Genomic DNA, 255 nt, shown 5'->3' with positions numbered 1-255 from the left:
TCCTAGAGATAGGGCTTTCCTTCGGGACAGAGGAGACAGGTGGTGCATGGTTGTCGTCAGCTCGTGTCGTGAGATGTTGGGTTAAGTCCCGCAACGAGCGCAACCCTTAACTTTAGTTGCCAGCATTGAGTTGGGCACTCTAGAGTGACTGCCGGTGACAAACCGGAGGAAGGTGGGGATGACGTCAAATCATCATGCCCCTTATGACCTGGGCTACACACGTACTACAATGGCTGGTACAACGGGACGCGAAGC

Annotated in this window: 1 rRNA gene; it reads left to right on the top strand. The window is 54.1% G+C overall.

Going from position 1 to position 255, the window contains the following annotated elements:
* Positions 1-255: ribosomal RNA gene (locus tag M3650_RS33485) — 16S ribosomal RNA — on the top strand; the annotation flags it as partial.

The sequence above is a fragment of the Paenibacillus sp. MER TA 81-3 genome, from assembly GCF_023713585.1.
In the GTDB taxonomy this organism is placed as follows: Bacteria; Bacillota; Bacilli; order Paenibacillales; family Paenibacillaceae; genus Paenibacillus_B; species Paenibacillus_B profundus.
The sequence above is the reverse complement of the archived record's forward strand: the minus strand, read 5'-3'. Positions and strand labels throughout refer to the sequence as shown.